A 16,975-nucleotide genomic window follows, 5' to 3' on the forward strand; every position below is an offset into this window, starting at 1 on the left:
TTATAAATGGACTTTGATCCAAAACACCTTATTCAGGAAATTGAATATAATGTTAGTAAAAGAGATAAAATAAAGGCAGGGATCGTTTTATCTTATTTTTTTGACTTGGATAAAGAATATCGAGCTCAAGTTTTAAGAATTTTAGCAACAGGAGATCCTAGTTTTAGTTTGCCCTATTTTTTAGAGTTTTTACAAAAGGAACCTAATTTAATTGAAGATTCAGATTTTGAAACAGCTTTTTTGGAGGTTATTTTTGCAGACCCGCATCTTTTTGGAGATATGTTAACTTCAGGAGCAGAACCAAGGACATTGTTAATTAAATTTGCAGGCGAGACAAAGCTACCAGATTTTGTTCCTTATCTTACAGAAATTTTAACTAGTACAAATGAAGAGGATATTTTAGAAGCTACTATTCTTGCCTTGGGGCAGATTGGCGATCCTCAGGCAACCACTCCTGTGAGTGAATTTTTATATTCTAACAATAGAACATTAATGTTGGCAGCAATTAAGGCGTTGGGGCAGATAGGATCTCCTACTGCTATTAAAAGGCTGTCTGAAAAAATGGGGCAAGATCCTAATATAGATTTACTTATTTTAGATATTTTTGGGAAAATTCAAGATAGCTTGAGTCTTACTAAATTAAATGAAACTCTAAGCTCTCATTATGCTCATCTTAGAAATTATGCTAAAAATAAATTAGTTAAAATAGGTAGTAAAGTTGTTCCTTTTTTAATAGAAAATTTGAATTATGATGATCCAGACCTTCTAATTCATACCTTAAATGTTTTAGGAGAAATTGGCGATCCAGCCGCAGTTATGCCTATTAGAAAACTTTTAAATTCTCATCCCCAAAATTCTAATGTACGTTTTGCTGCTTATGAAGCTTTGGGTATGTTGCCTATAGACAAGGGGGCCTATACTCTTGCTGCAGGATTAATGGATGAAGATGAACAAGTGAGAGTAGCTGCTGCCTCTGCTATAGAAAAAAATCTTAACCCTGTGTTGGTCGCAGGCATTAGAAACATGGTAAAGGAGAAAAATAAAGAAACTTTTAATTTAGTTAAAGCTGTTATTACGGCTCAAGCCAAAGATCTGTTCTTAAATTTACTTGCTGAGGATAGTTTTAAAGAAGTAGCTTTGGATTATCTTAAAACCAAAACCCCAGAAGATGTTAGAAATTTTTACTTTGAGTTGCTGCGTAAGTATGGCTATGCTGAATTAATAGATAAGCCTAAGTCAAAGAAAAAAGAGCCCAAAAAGAAAATCGCTGTAGCTGTTGATGATTCAAAGATGATTTTATCCCTATATAAATCTAATTTATTTGAGCTTGGATTTGAACCAGTTTTATTTGCTAACCCTAAAGAAGCGGTTGAATGGTTAAAGAAAAATAAACCTGTGATTGTATTTACAGATTTAAATATGCCTCAAATGACAGGGATACAGCTTACGGCAGAGACCAGAAAGATATATTCAAAAAAACAACTGCCAATTATTATGGTAACAACCCAAAATGAGGCTACAGATAATGAAGCGGCCTTAGAAGCTGGAGTAAGTGATATTTTGTATAAGCCTTTTACTAAAGAAAGTTTAGAAGAAAAAGTAAAAGAATATATAGGCTAATTATGAAGATAGGAATCTTGCAGTTAAATCCATGGATAAATGATATAGAAGGAAATGCTTTAAAAATAGAACAAGGGGCAAAAGAAGCTTTTGCTAAAGGTGCGCAAATAGTAATTACTTCAGAACTGGCGTTGCTTGGTTATCCTCCACGTGATTTATTGTTGAGAAAGCAAGTGTTAAATAGATGTGTTAAGTCAGCGAGGCGATTGGCAGAGAATCTACGCTTATTAGGCCCTGTAATACTTGGATGCCCATGGGTTGAAAATTTAAAAGTTTTTAATGCAGCTCTTTTTTTAGAAGATGGCCAAATAAAAACTTGGATTGGCAAAACATTGTTGCCTAATTACGATGTGTTTGATGAGCAACGTTATTTTACTGCTTTTACAAAAGATAAAGTTGTAGAAAATAAGTGGGGAAAATTAGGGATCACTATTTGTGAAGATATTTGGAATGATAAAGAGTTTTGGCAAAGAGCTTTTTACCCAGAAGATCCAGTGGCAGGATTGGCAAACGCACAGGTAAATGTTTTAATAAATCTTTCTGCATCTCCTTTTACAGTAGGAAAACAGGAAGTTAGGCAAAAAATGCTTGCTTATTTAAGTAAGAAATATTCTTTTCCTGTTGTATATGTAAATCAGGTAGGGGCAAATGATGATTTAATTTTTCCAGGTAGGAGTATGGTTTTTAATGCAAATGGTGAGATGATTTATAGAGCTTCTTCATTTAAAGAAGAAATAGCAGTTATAGATATTTATACTAAAACTGATTTTCCTGAAAAGGGAAAGATTCCTAGAGAGGAAGATATTTTTAGAGCTTTAGTCTTGGGAGTTTCTGATTATGTGAGAAAGTGCGGCTTTAACAAGGTGGTGATAGGTTTGTCAGGTGGTATAGATTCTTCTCTAACTGCAGTAATAGCAGTGGAAGCTTTAGGGCCTAAAAATGTGTTAGGTGTTTTGATGCCGTCTTGTTTTACAAGTAAGGAAAGTAATGAAGATGCTTTACAATTAGCTAAGACCTTGGGAATTAATACATATGTTTTGCCCATAGAAGATATTCGACAGAGCTTTGTTAATACTTTGCATCCTATTTTTAGAGGGTTGCCTGAAGATGTGACTGAAGAAAATATCCAATCTAGGATTAGGGGAAATTTACTTATGGCTATTAGCAATAAATTAGGTGCTCTTTTATTAACCACAGGGAACAAATCAGAGTTAGCAGTAGGCTATTGCACTATTTATGGTGATATGTCTGGTGGACTGGCTGTAATTGCGGATGTTCCAAAGACAATGGTTTATAAGGTTTGTAAGTGGTTAAATAGAGAAGTAGAAATTATTCCTTCTAGAGTATTAGTTAAACCCCCTTCAGCAGAGCTTAGGCCTAATCAAAAAGATGAAGATAATTTGCCTCCTTATGAAATATTAGATAAAATTTTAGAGTTTATTGTAGAAAAGAATATGGAACCAGAAGAGATAATAAAGTTGGGATATGAAGAAGCAGTAGTGCAAAAAATTTATAGGATGGTGAGGATTGCAGAATTTAAGCGTAAGCAAGCTCCTCCTGGCCTTAAAGTAACAGATAGAGCTTTTGGGACAGGCTGGAGAATGCCAATAGCTGCAAAAATATAAAATAAAAAAAATCTTGACGATAAGTTAAAAGTTGCTTAAAAGCACTTCTCACCGCTTAAGGGGTGAGTTTTTAATTTTCCCCGGTAGCTCAATCGGCAGAGCGGGTGGCTGTTAACCACTAGGTTGGCGGTTCGAGTCCGTCCCGGGGAGCCAGTAAACAAGGCCTGGTATTAACCAGGCCTTTTTTATTTTAAGAATAAAGATTTTATTGCCTTACGATTCTTACATTTTCATTAATTTCCAGCCATGTCCATTATTTGGTAAACCGAAAGATGCTTAAAGAATAAAAGAGATTTTTTGTTTTAACACAGAAGATTCTTTGCTTGCTGTTGATTCCTAATTATTTTAGTAAATAAAAAGTAAATGAAAAAGAGATATAAAAGAAAATAAGGAGTTTTTATGAGCTTGAGTGTTAAAACTTTTAATCTTGGGGTATTGGCAACAAACTGTTATCTTATTTTTAATAAAGAGGAAGCTATAGTTATAGATCCTGGAGGAGAACCAACGGAGATTATAAAGTTCTTAGAGAAGAATAATCTTACTTTAACTCTCATTTTAAATACCCATTTGCACTTTGATCATATTCAGGGCAATGCTAAATTGAGTAAACTCACTGGCGCTCCTATTTTTGCGAGTCAGAAAGATGCTTATTTGTTAGAATCAGAGCTTGGTTTAGGAGGGTTTATGGATTTTCCTTCAACAGAACTTTTTGAATTTAAAGATTTAAGGCCAGGAGAAGTAGAGGTTTTAAATACCAAATGTAAGGTTTTAGCTACACCTGGTCATTCTCCTGGCAGTTTGTCTTTTTATTTTCCAGAGCTAAAGGCAGTATTTGTTGGGGACTTAATTTTTTTCCGTTCAGTTGGCCGAACAGATTTCCCTGGCGGAGACTTAGAGATTTTAAAAAAGTCAGTAGAAGAAAGTATTTTTACTTTGCCTTCAGATACTATAATCTACCCAGGTCATGGAGAGCCTACTGTTGTAAAAGAGGAAAAGATACATAATCCTTTTTTTATTGGGTATAATTATCTTAGTTAAAAGATGGAAGTTTGTTTTTATTCTACTTTAAAAGACAAGGGAGGAGCGGCTAGAGTAGTCAATTTATTGTCTAAGTTTCTCTCTAAAAAAGGGCACATAATTAGACATTTTTCTGAAGAAGAGAATAATATCTCTTTTGAACATAAGAGTGCCATTTGGCATTTTCATACTTTGCTTAATTGGTCTAATATTTTAGCTTCTCTCCCTAAAAAAGATAAGATTGTGATTACTGCTCATGATTTTAGAGTATTTAGTGGTGGCTGTGTGTTCCCTGTTAATTGTGTTCAGTGGGAGCAAAAGTGTGAAAATTGTCCACAGCAGATTTTTAATGCTACAAAAATTTTTGAGTTTCAAAAGAAAATACTTTTTTCTATAAAACCTTTAATTATAGTGCCTTCTAATTGGTTAAAAAAGATATTAAAAAAGATAATGCCTTGGTTAAAAGTGAAAGTAATTCCAAATGGAGTGGAAGTAGAGTATATTCATCCTCAGTTCGACCTTTTAAGATATAAACAGAAATTGGTATTATTTGTAGCTCATGGTGGACTCAAGGCAGGTTTTAAAGGTGGTGGTTCATGGTTATCTATTTGGAATAGAATAAAAGTAGAACATCCAGATGCTAAGGGGATTGTTATTGGCGATGTTGAGAAAAAACAAGTTCAAGATGTATTAATTTTACCGTACCTTTCTAGTGCAGCTGTTTGGAAGGTAATGGAGAGAGCTTCTCTGTTTTTATATCCCACTTTAGCTGACAATTATCCTTTAGTTATTCTAGAGGCAATGGCTGCGGGACTTCCTGTGCTTGCTTATGGGGTGGGTGGTATAAATGAGCAAATTGATTCTAATAAAACAGGTTTTTTAATAGAACCGTTTTCCCAAGAAGACTTGATAAAACAAGCCATTTTGCTATTACAACATGCTTCAAAATTAAAAGAAGTAGGACAACTCGCCCGAGAAAAAGCTACAAAGTATTTTTCTTGGCAAAAAATGGGGTATCGTTATTTAAAAGAATATGAAAAATTAGATGGGTAACATGCAAAAAAAAGAAATAATTTTAGACTTTAGAAATACGTGCTGAAAAGTTTTTCAGGAGATACAGTTGTATCTTAAAGAAAAACAACCTATGGTTTTAGTAGTATTAGTTTCTGATAAATTAGAACGAGCCTTAAGCAAGGTATTGAAAAAAGAACCCAACTATATTTTAACAATAGAAAAATATCCTAGCTATATTAAAGGAATTTATGTCCGAAAAGATTCTTCTAATAAGTGGTAGCCCAAATAAAAATGGAACCACAGAGACCTTAGCCCTAAAAGCCAAAGTTTTTTTAGAGGCTAGAGGATATTCTGTAAGATTGTTTTCCTTAGCTAGAGAGCAATTCTATGCTTGCCAAGGTTGTCAGAAGTGTATGCAGGATTCCTTTTTAGGAAGATGCATTTTTGAGAGTAAGGATAATATTTATAGTTTATTTCAAGAGATGTTAATTTTAAGAAAAGTGTTCTTTTTTGCTCCAATATATTTTTATCATCTTCCAGGGAGGTGTAAGGGGTTTATTGATAGAGCTCAGAGTTTTTATGCCTTGCAACAGCGAAACAAATTAAATGCCTTGCCAGGCATTTTAAAGGCAGTTCTTGTAGCTGGTAGACCTAAAGGGAATAAACTTTTTATAGGTACAGAGCTGACTTTAACTTATTTTGCCTCCATTTTTTGTTTATCTGTGAAAGTGTGTGGTCTAAGAGGGCTAGATGCGCCTAAACATATTTCTCAACAGGTGGAAGAAAAGGTATTTTCCTTTCTTTCCATCTAGTTTTTTTTCTTTAAGACGTTGTCTTTTGTGTGGTTCTCCAGAGGTAGAGATTTATTTTTGCCTGAAGTGTTTACAAAATATAATCCCTAAACAGGGAGGATATTGTTCCTTGTGTGGAGAGAAGTATGTATTAGATACATCTCATGTGTGTAGTAGTTGTTTGAAACATCCTCCTCCTTGGACCAAATTTGGTTTTGGAGTGTTTCTCACAGATATTTATCAAAAAATTATTTATGATTTTAAATTTCAAAAAAAAATGGAAATGCTGAATTTTTTAGTTGATATTTTAGAAAATGCATTTTTTGAATTTAGTTTTTTAAAACCAGATATAGTAATGTGCATTCCTATGTCTAAAAATGAGCTAAGAGCTAGAGGTTTTAATCAAAGTTTAGAACTAGCAAAAGGTTTGTGTAAGCGTTTGCATTTTACACTGAAACGAAATTTATTATTAAAAATTAAAGACACTTTGCCGCAGAGAGAGTTAGACAGAAAAGAAAGAAAGCTAAATGTAAAAGGTTGTTTTGCCGTAAAGCAAGATTTGCAAGGGAAAAGTGTTTTACTCATAGATGACATTTATACTACAGGAGCTACTTGTTTTGAAGCGAGCAAGGTTTTAAAGCAAAAAGGGGCTAGAACTATTCAGGTTTTAGTTTTAGCCAGAACCCTTAAGAAATAGGTAAAATGGGATTGGATTTTTATTTTATGTAAAAAAGTCTTGACTAACCTAAAAAAAATAGTCTATTTGTGCTGTTTCACTTTTCTGGAGGTTAAAACTATGTTTGCGATAGTGGAAACAGGTGGAAAACAGTATCGTGTCCAAGAAGGGCTTGAGATTAAGGTCGAAAAATTAGATGTGGAGCCAGCAAAAGAGATCGTTTTAGATAAGGTGCTGGTGGTAGGTGAGGGTGCTGAGGTTAAGATTGGCACTCCTTATGTGGATGGTGCAAAGGTAGTATGTGAAGTTTTAGGGCATGGAAGAGGTAAGAAGATTATTGTTTTTAAGAAGAAGAGAAGAAAGGGTTACCGCAAGAAACAAGGTCATAGACAATGGTTTACTGCTTTGCGGATAAAAGAAATCCAGGCCTAGGAGGAGATTATGGCTCATAAAAAAGCAGGTGGAAGTACCCGTAATGGTAGAGATAGCATTGGTAAAAGAAGAGGGGTAAAGAGATTTGCTGGCCAGCAGGTAAGAGCAGGTAATATATTGGTGCGTCAGCTTGGAACAAAAATTCATCCAGGTAAAAATGTTGGTGTAGGAAAAGACTATACACTGTTTGCTCTTGTGGATGGAGTGGTAAAGTTTGAAAAATATAAAAGGAAAAATAGAGTTAAGACAAGAGTTAGTGTTGTGCCTGCTTAATTAACTGGTGGTTTTATTTTTTATGTTGTTTTAAAGCCCCTTTTAAAAGGGGCTTTTTGTTTTTTAAAAGGAGAATTTTGAATGAAGTCTGTAGGGGTAAATAAAAAAATAAGAAATATTGCTATAATAGCACATGTTGACCATGGAAAAACTACACTAGTAGATAGCATGCTTAAGCTGAGCGGTATTTTTAGGCAATCTGAAGATGTGGAAAGGGTAATGGATTCTTTGGAGTTGGAAAGAGAAAGAGGTATTACTATTGCGGCAAAAAATTGTGCTCTTACTTATAAAGGAGTAAAGATTAATATCTTGGATACTCCAGGCCATGCTGACTTTGGAGGAGAAGTAGAGAGAGCTCTTTCCATGGTTGATGGAGCTATTTTATTGGTAGATGCTTCTGAAGGACCACTCCCTCAAACAAGGTTTGTATTGCAAAAGGCTTTGCAATCGAACTTAGCTTTAATTCTTTGTATTAATAAGATTGATCGTAAGGATGCTAGACCAAATGAGGTTTTAGATGAAGTGTATGATTTACTTATAGAATTGGATGCGTCTGAACAACAATTGGATTGTCCTGTGCTTTATACCATTGGAAAGACAGGAGTATGTAAAAAAAGTTTATCTGAAGAAGATCAAGATTTAACCTTGCTTTTTGATGCAATATTAGAACATATTCCTGCTCCTAGTTTTGATCCAAGCGCACCTTTTCAAATGTTGGTTTCTGATTTGGGTTATTCTGATTATTTGGGTAGATTGGCAATTGGTAAAGTGTTTAATGGAAGAGTTAAAGCCAATGAGACCCTAGTTTGTATTGGGGAGGAGAAAACAGTAACCCTAAAGGTATCTAAGCTACAGGTTTATGAGGGAATGGAAGTCAACGAAGTAAAAGAAGTGGAAGCTGGAGATATTGTGGTTCTTTCTGGAATAGAAGAAGTAAAGATTGGAGATACTATTGCCACAAAAGCAAATCCCAAGGCTTTGCCCAGAATTCAAGTTGATGAGCCAACTGTATCTATGCTTTTTTCCATTAATACTTCGCCTTTTGCAGGTAGGGAAGGGAAATATGTCCAGTCTCGTAAAATTAGAGAACGTCTGTTAAAAGAAACATTGCTCAATGTGGCTATTAGAATTGAAGAGACAGAGGATAAAGATGCTTTTATTGTAAAAGGTAGAGGAGAGTTCCAACTAGCAGTATTAGTGGAAACAATGCGTAGGGAAGGATTTGAACTTTGTGTTGGCCGTCCAAAGGTTATCTTTAAAAAAGAAGGCGATATGCTATTAGAGCCTATGGAGCGAGTGTTTATTGATTGCGAAGAGATGTTTATGGGAGTAGTTACAGAGAAACTTTCCTTGCGTAAAGGAAGAATGCAAAATTTGGTAAACAATGGCAAAGGACGCGTGAGATTGGAATTTTTGATCCCTTCACGGGGGCTTATTGGTTATAGAGATGAGTTTCTTACGGACACAAAGGGAACAGGTATTATGCACTCTTTGTATGTGGGTTATGGTGAATATACAGGAGAAATCCCTTCCAGGTTTACTGGTGCTTTGGTTGCGGATAGAGAGGGAGTTGCTGTAGCTTATGCTTTATTTAATCTTGAGCCCAGAGGACAGCTCTTTGTTCGTCCTGGAGATATGGTTTATGAAGGTATGATTATAGGAGAACACAATAGGGCCAATGATTTAGATGTAAATCCTTGTAAAGCCAAGAAGCTTACAAATCTTCGTGCTGCAGGAAAAGATGATGCAGTAATTTTGACCCCTGTTTTACCTATGACTGTAGAAAGGGCCTTGCACTTTATTAGAGATGATGAGATGGTGGAAGTAACTCCAAAAAGTATTAGATTGCGTAAGGTGGTGCTTTCAGCCCAAAAAAGACATGCTTTAGCTTCTAAAGCTAAAAAGCAAATTTTAAATTAGAAAAAAGATTAAAAACAATGCGTTTTATTGATGAAGCAAAAATTTTAGTTAAAGCTGGTAAAGGTGGAAGAGGATGTGTTTCCTTTAGGCGAGAAAAATTTGTTCCTAAAGGGGGACCTGATGGTGGCTCTGGCGGTAAGGGAGGAGATGTCTATTTTCTAGCAAGTAATAAACTTCTTACTTTGTATGATTTTAGATTAAAGAGGGTGTATCAAGCAGAGAATGGACAACCCGGTATGGGAAGTCAGAAAGATGGTAGAGCTGGTAAAGATTTGGTAATTGAAGTCCCTGTAGGTACTTTGATCTATGAAATTAAAGATGAGGAACAAGGAAAAGAAGTTTTATTGGCAGATTTAGCTAAAAATGGAGAAAAATTTTTGATAGCAAGAGGTGGCAGAGGTGGCAAAGGTAATATGTACTTTAAAACACCTACTAATCAGGCCCCTCGTTATGCTCAGCCAGGTCTCCCTGGAGAGGAAAAAAGGCTCAGACTAGAGCTTAAACTAATTGCAGATGTTGGTTTGTTGGGATTGCCCAATGCAGGTAAGTCTACTTTTCTTTCAGCTATTTCTGCAGCAAGACCTAAAATTGCTCCTTACCCTTTTACTACTTTGGTGCCTAATTTGGGCGTTATTGCGGATGATTTGGGACGCAAGATGGTTATAGCTGATATCCCAGGACTTATTGAAGGGGCTCATTTAGGCCAGGGATTGGGGCATCGTTTTTTAAAACATGTGGAAAGAACAAGATTTTTGGTTCATATTTTAAGTATAGAAGATGTGGACTTAGATAATATTGCCCAAGGTTTTGATTTAATTAATAAAGAGCTTGAAAAATTTGATCCTGTATTAGCTAAAAAGCAGCAGATAAAAGTTATTAATAAGATTGATTTACTTTCAAAAGAAGATTTGAGTATATTAAAAAATAAGTATCCAGAGCTGTTTTTTATTTCTGCTTTGCATGGAGATGGAATTGAGGAACTTTTGTCTGCTATGTGGAAAAAATTGTAAATATAGGATTATTTGTTTAATATCAGATTTTAGCCTATTGTATTAAAGAGGAGAGCCTGTGAAACCTCAAGACTTTCAATTTTATAAACAACAAGTTCTACAGAGCGTAAAAAAAATAGTAGTAAAAGTTGGTAGTGCTGTTTTAACAACTGAAAATGATTTGGATTTAAAAGTTATTACTAGATTGGCTGATGACTTATCATTGGTTCATAATAAAGGAATTGATATTGTGGTAGTTAGTTCAGGAGCTGTTGCTGCAGGTTGTAAAGTTGTTTCTAAGTGTAAAATAAAGTCTAACTTAGTTTATAAACAGGCAGCTTCTGCAATTGGGCAAAGCAGGCTTATGCATATTTATGATGAGGCTTTTGCTCGATTTTCCAAAATAACTGCTCAGATTTTGCTAACCAGAGAGGACTTAAAAAGTAGAGAAAGATTTTTAAATGCTAGAAATACTTTTTCCCAACTTTTTGAATGGCGAACTATACCCATAGTTAATGAAAATGATACTGTAGCTGTCCAAGAACTTAAATTTGGAGATAATGATCAACTGGCAGTGTTGATTTTAAATTTAGTAGAAGCAGATTTATTAATAAACCTTACCTCTGCTCAAGGAGTATTTGAAAAAAATCCATCTCTTTATCCCAAGGCAAAAAAAATAGACTATATTGAAAATATTTTTTCTTTGGATCTAAATAAGCTTTGTGAAGGTAAAAGTGAACAAGGCTCTGGAGGAATGTATAGTAAACTTCTTTCTGCTAAAAGAGCAGCACAACTTGGAGTGCCTACTGTTATTTTGCCTGGTAAAGAGAGGTTTATTCTTGAAAAGTTATTTTCTGGACAAAACATTGGTTCGTGGATTTTGCCAGAAGGAAAGAAGATTTCAAGACGAAAATTTTGGTTTGCTTATAATTTAGATCCAGAAGGTCAGATAATAGTAGATCAAGGAGCTATACTGGCTTTAAAAAAGGGTAAAAGCTTGCTTCCTGTGGGAATAGTAGGAATCAAAGGTGAATTTAGTAAAGGTTCTCTTGTACAAGTTTTGAGTAAACAAGGAACACCGATTGGTGTTGGTTTAAGCAATTATGCTTCATCTGACATTGCCTTGATAAAAGGAAAAAAAAGCTCTGAGTTGACTTCAATTTTAGGTGAAAACATATATTCTGAAGTTATTCATGCAGATAATTTGCTTTTAGATGTTTTTTTAGGATAAGGTTAATATATTTAGGTACTTAAAATTTTTTTAAAGAAAAAAATAAAAAAAGCTTGACTTTTTGGCCAACATAGCTAAAAAAGCTCCTTCGCCACGAGGGGATGGAGTTGGGTTGGAGAGAGTTGTTTTGGAGTTGGAGTGGTGATTGGGGTTGTGGAAAAAAAGTTATTGACAAGTTAAGGTGGAGTGAGTTAGAAGGGAAAGCTCCATGATTTTTGACAATTGAATAGCGAGTTAGGGTAGAGTAGAGAGCTAGTAAGGTTTTTTTTTGAGAAGGAATTTAATCTGGAGGGTTTGATTCTGGCTCAGAATGAACGCTGGCGGCGTGCCTAACACATGCAAGTCGAGCGAGAAAGCCACCTTCGGGTGGTGAGTAAAGCGGCGCACGGGTGAGTAACGCGTGGGTGATCTACCCCTGGGACTGGGATAACCTTGCGAAAGCGGGGCTAATACCGGATGAATTAGCTAATGATTAAGGGGTTAGCTAAGAAAGGGTGGCCTCTCGAAGAAGCTACCGCCTGGGGATGAGCCTGCGTCCCATTAGCTAGTTGGTGGGGTAAAGGCCTACCAAGGCGACGATGGGTAGCCGGCCTGAGAGGGTGGACGGCCACACTGGGACTGGAACACGGCCCAGACTCCTACGGGAGGCAGCAGTGGGGAATATTGGGCAATGGGGGCAACCCTGACCCAGCGACGCCGCGTGAGGGAAGAAGGCCTTCGGGTCGTAAACCTCTGTCAGGAGGGAAGAAGGGCTGATAGTCGAATAGGCTATTAGTTTGACGGTACCTCCAGAGGAAGCACCGGCTAACTCCGTGCCAGCAGCCGCGGTAATACGGAGGGTGCGAGCGTTATTCGGAATCACTGGGCGTAAAGCGCGCGTAGGCGGCTTGGCAAGTCAGGTGTGAAAGTCCAGGGCTTAACCTTGGGATAGCACTTGAGACTGCTGAGCTAGAGTTCGGTAGAGGGTAGCGGAATTCCCGGTGTAGGGGTGAAATCCGTAGATATCGGGAGGAACACCAGAGGCGAAGGCGGCTACCTGGGCCGAAACTGACGCTGAGGTGCGAAAGCGTGGGGAGCAAACAGGATTAGATACCCTGGTAGTCCACGCTGTAAACGATGGACACTAGACGTTTGGCGGTTAGACCCGCTGGGTGTCGAAGCAAACGCGATAAGTGTCCCGCCTGGGGAGTACGTCCGCAAGGATGAAACTCAAAGAAATTGACGGGGGCCCGCACAAGCGGTGGAGTATGTGGTTTAATTCGATGCAACGCGAAGAACCTTACCTGGGCTTGACATCCCGGGAATCTGCCAGAGATGGCGGAGTGCCCTTCGGGGAACCCGGAGACAGGTGCTGCATGGCTGTCGTCAGCTCGTGCCGTGAGGTGTTGGGTTAAGTCCCGCAACGAGCGCAACCCTTGCCCTTAGTTGCCATCGGGTAAAGCCGGGCACTCTAGGGGGACTGCCGAGGTCAACTCGGAGGAAGGTGGGGACGACGTCAAGTCATCATGGCCCTTACGCCCAGGGCTACACACGTACTACAATGGTGGGTACAAAGGGTTGCGAGACCGCGAGGTGGAGCTAATCCCAAAAAACCCATCGTAGTTCGGATTGCAGTCTGCAACTCGACTGCATGAAGGCGGAATCGCTAGTAATCCCGGATCAGCATGCCGGGGTGAATACGTTCCCGGGCCTTGTACACACCGCCCGTCACACCACGAAAGCTGGTTCTACCCGAAGTCAGTGAGCCAACCCCGTAAGGGGAGGCAGCTGCCGACGGTAGGGCTGGTGATTGGGGTGAAGTCGTAACAAGGTATCCGTACCGGAAGGTGCGGATGGATCACCTCCTTTATAGAGGATAAGCTTTCTACTCTACCTGTATAAGCTCGCTATTTAATTGTTAGAAGTGATGGTAGTTGATTGAAAGTAGATAGAATAGGGTTTAGATGGGCCTATAGCTCAGTTTCGGTTAGAGCGCACGCCTGATAAGCGTGAGGTCGATGGTTCAAGTCCATCTAGGCCCACCAAGTAAGAAGGGTGGAGAGTGTGGGGGTGTAGCTCAGCTGGGAGAGCGCCTGCCTTGCACGCAGGAGGTCATCGGTTCGACTCCGTTCACCTCCACCAGGCTAAAGGTTTTAGTTGTAGCACTCTTAGGAATTGAGGGTGTTACATAGGAATCTTTAGAGAGTTAATTGACAATTAAATAGGGGTAAAGAGGGAAAGAGCGGAAGAGATAGGTTAAGATATTAAGGGCAATCGGTGGATGCCTAGGCGCCAGGAGGCGATGAAGGACGTGGTAGGCTGCGAAAAGCCTCGGGGAGCCGCCAAACAGGCTATGATCCGGGGATATCCGAATGGGGGAACCCACCTGGAGTAACATCCAGGTACCCTGAGTAATCAGGGGGCGAACCCGGGGAAGTGAAACATCTCAGTACCCGGAGGAGGAGAAATCAAACGAGATTCCCTGAGTAGCGGCGAGCGAAAGGGGAGTAGCCTAAACCGGATAGCATGCTATCCGGGGTTGTGGGGCCACCATAAAGTGATCCATGAGTAGATAGCAGAAGCACCTGGGAAGGTGTCCCATAGAGGGTGAAAGGCCCGTATGCGAAATCGAAAGTGGCGCTGGTGGTACCCGAGTACTGCGGGGCACGTGGAACCCTGTGGGAATCTGGGGGGACCATCCTCCAAGGCTAAATACTCCCTGGCGACCGATAGCGGAAAGTACCGTGAGGGAAAGGTGAAAAGAACCCCGGGAGGGGAGTGAAATAGAACCTGAAACCGATTGCCTACAAGCAGTCCGAGCTATGCCATTAGGTGTAGTGAGGGCGTGCCTTTTGCATAATGGGCCAGCGAGTTAATTTTCAGTGCGAGGTTAAGCCTTTAAGAGGCGAAGCCGTAGCGAAAGCGAGTCTGAAGAGGGCGTTATAGTACTGGGGATTAGACCCGAAGCCGAGTGATCTATCCATGGGCAGGGTGAAGGTAGGGTAACACCTACTGGAGGCCCGAACCGGTGTAGGTTGAAAACTGCTCGGATGACCTGTGGATAGGGGTGAAAGGCCAATCAAACTCGGTGATAGCTGGTTCTCCCCGAAATATATTGAGGTATAGCCTCAGGCGATGACTTGCGGAGGTAGAGCACTGGAAGGGCTAGGGGCCCCACCAGGTTACCAAACCCTACCAAACTCCGAATGCCGTAAGTTTAGCCTGGGAGTCAGACTGTGGGTGAGAAGGTCCATAGTCGAGAGGGAAACAGCCCAGACCGCCGGCTAAGGTCCCGAAATTCATGCTAAGTGGGAAAGGAGGTGGAGCTACTGAGACAGCCAGGAGGTTGGCTTAGAAGCAGCCATCCTTTAAAGAAAGCGTAACAGCTCACTGGTCTAGTGGTTCTGCGCCGAAAATGTACCGGGGCTTAAGCATGATACCGAAGCCGCGGCTAAGTACCGTTAGGTACTTGGGGTAGGGGAGCGTTCCCTACGGGAAGAAGGTGTACTGTGAGGTATGCTGGACTGTAGGGAAGTGAATATGCTGGCATGAGTAACGATAAAGAGAGTGAGAAACTCTCTCGCCGTAAGCCCAAGGTTTCCAGGGTAAAGCTAATCTGCCCTGGGTTAGCCGGTTCCTAAGGCGAGGCCGAGAGGCGTAGCTGATGGGAAGCAGGTTAATATTCCTGCGCCTGGTTAACGGTCGTTTGAGCGAAGGGGGGACGCAGAAGGGTAGGTCAGCCGACTGTTGGAATAGTCGGTTCAAGCCTGTAGGCGGGGAGCTTAGGCAAATCCGGGCTCCTGTAAACGCTGAGGGGTGAGTACGAGTCTATAAAGGACGAAGTGGCCGATCCCAAGCTGCCGAGAAAAGCCTCTAAGCGAGACCGTTAGCTAGACCGTACCGTAAACCGACACAGGTGGGCGGGGTGAGTAACCTAAGGCGCTCGAGCGAACTCTGGTTAAGGAACTCGGCAAAATGACCCTGTAACTTCGGGAGAAGGGGTGCTCTTGGTGGTGAAGGTATTAACTACTGGAGCTGCTGGGAGCCGCAGAGAAATGGTGGGGGCGACTGTTTACTAAAAACACAGGTCTCTGCGAAGTCGTAAGACGACGTATAGGGACTGACGCCTGCCCGGTGCCGGAAGGTTAAGGGGAGGTGTTAGCCGTAAGGCGAAGCACTGAACCGAAGCCCCGGTAAACGGCGGCCGTAACTATAACGGTCCTAAGGTAGCGAAATTCCTTGTCGGGTAAGTTCCGACCTGCACGAATGGCGTAACGATCCCCACACTGTCTCAACCAGAGGCTCGGTGAAATTGAACTCCCGGTGAAGATGCCGGGTACCCGCAGCAGGACGGAAAGACCCTGTGCACCTTTACTACAGCTTGACATTGGGTCTTGGATTATCATGTGTAGGATAGGTGGGAGGCTATGAAGCCTGGGCGCCAGCTCAGGTGGAGCCGCCCTTGAAATACCACCCTTGGTAATCTAGGGCCCTAACGCGGCTAGTGATCCTAGTCGTGGACAGTGTCTGGTGGGTAGTTTGACTGGGGCGGTCGCCTCCTAAAAGGTAACGGAGGCGTGCAAAGGTTCCCTCAGGCTGATTGGAAACCAGCCGTTGAGTGCAAAGGCATAAGGGAGCTTGACTGTGAGAGAGACATCTCGAGCAGGTACGAAAGTAGGCCTTAGTGATCCGGTGGTTCCGCATGGAAGGGCCATCGCTCATCGGATAAAAGGTACGCCGGGGATAACAGGCTGATCACGCCCAAGAGTTCACATCGACGGCGTGGTTTGGCACCTCGATGTCGGCTCATCACATCCTGGGGCTGGAGCAGGTCCCAAGGGTTCGGCTGTTCGCCGATTAAAGTGGTACGCGAGCTGGGTTTAGAACGTCGTGAGACAGTTCGGTCCTCATCCGCTGTGGGCGTAGGAGACTTGAGGGGTTCTGTCCCTAGTACGAGAGGACCGGGATGGACGATCCTCTAGTGGACCTGTTGTCGCGCCAGCGGCACAGCAGGGTAGCTATGATCGGACGGGATAACCGCTGAAGGCATCTAAGCGGGAAGCCCTCCCCAAGATAAGGTCTCCCTCGAGTTTCGGCTCGACGAAGGACCCTGGAAGACTACCAGGTAGATAGGCCGGAAGTGTAAGCGCAGCGATGCGTTTAGCTAACCGGTACTAATAGTCCGAGCGTCTTAACTTATCTCTATAAACCTCTTTCCCTCACCCCTGTTTAATCATAAATTTTTCCGTTCTGGGGTCCATAGCGGAGGGGTAACACCCGATCCCATTCCGAACTCGGAAGTTAAGACCTCCAGCGCCAATGATACTGCCCTATTTAAAGGGTGGGAAAGTAGGTCGATCCCAGAACGGTCTTCTCTTCTATATCCCACATAAATCAATCCTAACTCT

The 16,975-nt window shown here is 40.8% G+C and carries 12 protein-coding genes, 3 tRNA genes and 3 rRNA genes; all 18 read left to right on the forward strand.

From position 1 onward, the window contains the following. The first annotated feature begins 6 nt into the window (after positions 1-6). The 18 genes from BLP60_RS08245 (at position 7) to rrf (ending at position 16,933) form a co-directional block, all read left to right on the forward strand. The gene (locus tag BLP60_RS08245) at positions 7-1,620 is read left to right on the forward strand and encodes a response regulator (RefSeq protein ID WP_092065908.1); all 1,614 of its coding nucleotides are present in this window, start codon (positions 7-9) and stop codon (positions 1,618-1,620) included. Positions 1,621-1,622: 2 nt separating this feature from the next. Next, complete coding sequence (locus BLP60_RS08250) at positions 1,623-3,245, forward strand: NAD+ synthase (protein ID WP_092065910.1); 1,623 nt, start codon at positions 1,623-1,625, stop codon at positions 3,243-3,245. 77 nt (positions 3,246-3,322) lie between these two features. Then, positions 3,323-3,398, forward strand: a tRNA-Asn gene (locus tag BLP60_RS08255). A gap of 252 nt (positions 3,399-3,650) precedes the next feature. After that, positions 3,651-4,283: an MBL fold metallo-hydrolase gene (locus BLP60_RS08260; RefSeq protein WP_092065928.1), complete on the forward strand. Its 633-nt coding sequence runs from the start codon at positions 3,651-3,653 to the stop codon at positions 4,281-4,283. Positions 4,284-4,286: 3 nt separating this feature from the next. Continuing rightward, positions 4,287-5,315: a glycosyltransferase gene (locus BLP60_RS08265; protein ID WP_092065912.1), complete on the forward strand. Its 1,029-nt coding sequence runs from the start codon at positions 4,287-4,289 to the stop codon at positions 5,313-5,315. A 67-nt stretch (positions 5,316-5,382) separates the two neighbouring features. Beyond that, positions 5,383-5,556, forward strand: coding sequence for a hypothetical protein (locus tag BLP60_RS10610; RefSeq protein WP_159427716.1), 174 nt, complete (start codon positions 5,383-5,385; stop codon positions 5,554-5,556). Next, positions 5,525-6,088 (forward strand): flavodoxin family protein, encoded by a 564-nt coding sequence (locus BLP60_RS08270; RefSeq protein WP_092065914.1) that lies wholly within the window; start codon positions 5,525-5,527, stop codon positions 6,086-6,088. Before BLP60_RS10610 ends, BLP60_RS08270 begins: the two co-directional genes overlap by 32 nt. Beyond that, positions 6,027-6,764 (forward strand): ComFC family protein, encoded by a 738-nt coding sequence (locus tag BLP60_RS08275; protein WP_143338927.1) that lies wholly within the window; start codon positions 6,027-6,029, stop codon positions 6,762-6,764. The genes BLP60_RS08270 and BLP60_RS08275 overlap by 62 nt, the downstream gene beginning before the upstream one ends. A gap of 99 nt (positions 6,765-6,863) precedes the next feature. Beyond that, positions 6,864-7,175 carry a 50S ribosomal protein L21 gene (gene rplU, locus BLP60_RS08280; protein ID WP_092065918.1) on the forward strand — a complete coding sequence of 104 codons (312 nt, stop codon included), beginning with the start codon at positions 6,864-6,866 and terminating at the stop codon, positions 7,173-7,175. A 9-nt stretch (positions 7,176-7,184) separates the two neighbouring features. Next, a complete protein-coding gene (rpmA, locus tag BLP60_RS08285) occupies positions 7,185-7,448 on the forward strand; it encodes a 50S ribosomal protein L27 (RefSeq protein ID WP_092065920.1) in 264 nt (87 codons plus the stop codon). Between the two features lie 81 nt (positions 7,449-7,529). After that, entirely contained in the window at positions 7,530-9,368 is a 1,839-nt protein-coding gene (gene typA, locus BLP60_RS08290; RefSeq protein WP_092065922.1) for a translational GTPase TypA, read from the forward strand. 17 nt (positions 9,369-9,385) lie between these two features. Beyond that, positions 9,386-10,378 (forward strand): GTPase ObgE, encoded by a 993-nt coding sequence (gene obgE / locus BLP60_RS08295; protein WP_092065924.1) that lies wholly within the window; start codon positions 9,386-9,388, stop codon positions 10,376-10,378. Positions 10,379-10,436: 58 nt separating this feature from the next. Beyond that, positions 10,437-11,588 carry a glutamate 5-kinase gene (gene proB, locus BLP60_RS08300; protein WP_092065926.1) on the forward strand — a complete coding sequence of 384 codons (1,152 nt, stop codon included), beginning with the start codon at positions 10,437-10,439 and terminating at the stop codon, positions 11,586-11,588. A 282-nt stretch (positions 11,589-11,870) separates the two neighbouring features. After that, positions 11,871-13,436: ribosomal RNA gene (locus BLP60_RS08305) — 16S ribosomal RNA — on the forward strand. Between the two features lie 97 nt (positions 13,437-13,533). Beyond that, positions 13,534-13,612, forward strand: a tRNA-Ile gene (locus tag BLP60_RS08310). 21 nt (positions 13,613-13,633) lie between these two features. Next, positions 13,634-13,709 (forward strand) — tRNA-Ala (locus BLP60_RS08315). Between the two features lie 112 nt (positions 13,710-13,821). Beyond that, positions 13,822-16,766: ribosomal RNA gene (locus BLP60_RS08320) — 23S ribosomal RNA — on the forward strand. Positions 16,767-16,816: 50 nt separating this feature from the next. Then, a 5S ribosomal RNA gene (gene rrf / locus BLP60_RS08325) occupies positions 16,817-16,933 on the forward strand. Together the 16S, 23S and 5S rRNA genes with 2 tRNA genes alongside form the textbook arrangement of a ribosomal RNA operon. Positions 16,934-16,975 lie beyond the last annotated feature (42 nt).

It is taken from the genome of Desulfonauticus submarinus (assembly GCF_900104045.1).
Classification (GTDB): Bacteria; Desulfobacterota; Desulfovibrionia; order Desulfovibrionales; family Desulfonatronovibrionaceae; genus Desulfonauticus; species Desulfonauticus submarinus.

What these genes read in the sequence shown, in the direction of transcription:
- BLP60_RS08245 (WP_092065908.1), top strand. Translation starts at nt 7, where the DNA reads ATGGACTTTGATCCAAAACACCTTATTCAGGAAATTGAATATAATGTT.
- BLP60_RS08250 (WP_092065910.1), top strand. Translation starts at nt 1,623, where the DNA reads ATGAAGATAGGAATCTTGCAGTTAAATCCATGGATAAATGATATAGAA.
- BLP60_RS08265 (WP_092065912.1), top strand. Translation starts at nt 4,287, where the DNA reads ATGGAAGTTTGTTTTTATTCTACTTTAAAAGACAAGGGAGGAGCGGCT.
- BLP60_RS08270 (WP_092065914.1), top strand. Translation starts at nt 5,525, where the DNA reads ATGTCCGAAAAGATTCTTCTAATAAGTGGTAGCCCAAATAAAAATGGA.
- BLP60_RS08275 (WP_143338927.1), top strand. Translation starts at nt 6,027, where the DNA reads ATGCGCCTAAACATATTTCTCAACAGGTGGAAGAAAAGGTATTTTCCT.
- rplU (WP_092065918.1), top strand. Translation starts at nt 6,864, where the DNA reads ATGTTTGCGATAGTGGAAACAGGTGGAAAACAGTATCGTGTCCAAGAA.
- rpmA (WP_092065920.1), top strand. Translation starts at nt 7,185, where the DNA reads ATGGCTCATAAAAAAGCAGGTGGAAGTACCCGTAATGGTAGAGATAGC.
- typA (WP_092065922.1), top strand. Translation starts at nt 7,530, where the DNA reads ATGAAGTCTGTAGGGGTAAATAAAAAAATAAGAAATATTGCTATAATA.
- obgE (WP_092065924.1), top strand. Translation starts at nt 9,386, where the DNA reads ATGCGTTTTATTGATGAAGCAAAAATTTTAGTTAAAGCTGGTAAAGGT.